The following is a 1796-nucleotide window of genomic DNA, read 5'->3' as shown; positions in this document are numbered from 1 at the left end:
CCGCGCACACCGCCTGCTCGACGGGCGTCACCGGGGGGCGGTGAGCGCGCTCGGCCAGGGCGGGCGCGGGCAGCGCGGCGCGGTCGAGCTTGCCGACGGAGGTCAGCGGGAGCCGGTCTAGGATCGTGATCGTCGCGGGCACCATGTAGGCGGGCAGGGCGAGGGCGACCCGCTCGCGCAGCCGTTCGGCGTCGATCCCGCACCCCGGCGCGGCGACCACATAGGACACGAGCACCGTGGCGCCTGCCTGGTTCTCGCGCCCGACCGTCACCGCGTGGGCGACCTCGGGGCACGCGGCGAGGACGGCGTCGATCTCGCCGGTCTCGATGCGGTAGCCGCGGATCTCGAGCTGGAAGTCGGTGCGGCCCCGGTAGTCCAGCTCGCCGTCGCGCGTCCACGCGGCCAGGTCGCCGGTGCGGTAGAGCCTGCCGCCCGGGGTGAAGGGGTCGGCGACGAATCGCTCGGCGGTGAGGTCGGGGCGGCCGAGATAGCCGGTGGCGAGCTGGATTCCGGCCAGGTAGAGCTCGCCGGGCACCCCGGCGGGCACGGGACGCAGCCGGTCGTCGAGGACGTAGACCCGGCTGTTCCACACGGGCCTGCCGATGGGCACGCTCGCGGTGTCGGCGGGGCAGACCCGGTGGCAGGTGATCGAGACCGCGGTCTCGGTCGGCCCGTACACGTTGAACAACGCCGTGCCGGGTGCGCCGGCCGCGAAGCGCGCGGCCAGCGCGGCGGGCAGGGTCTCGCCGATGGCCAGCACCCGGCGCAGCGCGGCGGGCAGCGGGCGGTGCAGCAGGGCGTCGAGCATGGACGGCACCACGTGCAGGGTGGTGACGCCCTCGCGGCGCATGAGCTCGGCGAGCCCGGCCGGGTCGCGCTGCGCGCCGGGCGCGGCGATCACCAGCCGGCCGCCGCACACCGCCGCGGACCAGAACTCCCAGACCGACAGGTCGAAGCCCGCCGCGGTCTTGAGCAGGATCGCGTCGTCGCCGCCGAGGCCGAATTCCGCGATCTTCCAGCGCAACTGGTTGACCACCGCCGCGTGCGGCACGGCGACGCCCTTCGGGCGGCCCGTCGATCCGGAGGTGAAGACGACGTAGGCGGTGTTGCCCGGCCGCAGCGGCGCGCGGCGGTCGGCATCGGTGAGCGGGCGGTCGCTGTAGCCGGACAGGTCCAGCCACTCGGTGGACACGACCGCGCGGCCCTCGGCCGTGAAGCCGGTGGCGTCGTCGGTGAGCACGAGCAGCGGCGCGGCCGTGTCGAGGATGTGCCGCGTGCGCGGCGCGGGCTGCTCGGGGTCGATCGGCACGTAGGCGCCGCCCGCCCTGGTGACCGCGTACATCGCGATCACGAGTTCGGCGGAGCGCCGGATGACCAGCGCGACCCGGGTTTCGGGACCGACGCCCGCGGTGACGAGGTAGCGCGCGAGGCGGTTGACGCGGGCGTCGAGTTCGGCGTAGCTCAGGTGCCTGCCGTCCTCGGTCAGCGCGGGCGCGTGCGGGCTCGCCGCGACGGTCGCGTCCAGCAGCGAGGCCAGGGTCGCCGTGGGGTCGTGCTCGTGCCCGGTGTCGTTCCAGGACAGCAGGATCCGGTCGCGCTCGGCCGGCGCGAGCAGGTCGAGGGTGCCCAGCGGCGCGGCGGGGTCGGCGAGCACGGCGGCGACGAGCCGCGCGAAGCGGTCGAGGAACCCGCGCACCGTGCCCGGGTCGAACAGGTCGGTGGCGTAGGTGCAGTACCCGGCGATCCCCGTGGGGGCGCCGTCGGCGTCGTAGCGGTCGGCCAGGATGAGGTGCAGA

The 1796-nt window shown here is 75.4% G+C and carries 1 protein-coding gene; it reads right to left on the bottom strand.

Annotated elements, in window-relative coordinates; all coding sequences use genetic code 11:
• Positions 1 to 1796, bottom strand: a 1796-nt coding sequence (locus ON36_RS03530; protein ID WP_043647536.1) for a non-ribosomal peptide synthetase, incomplete at both ends; no start/stop codon positions are given.

The sequence above is a fragment of the Nocardia thailandica NBRC 100428 genome, from assembly GCF_000308795.1.
Classification (GTDB): domain Bacteria; phylum Actinomycetota; class Actinomycetes; order Mycobacteriales; family Mycobacteriaceae; genus Nocardia; species Nocardia thailandica.
This window is presented reverse-complemented; position numbering and strand designations above follow the sequence as displayed.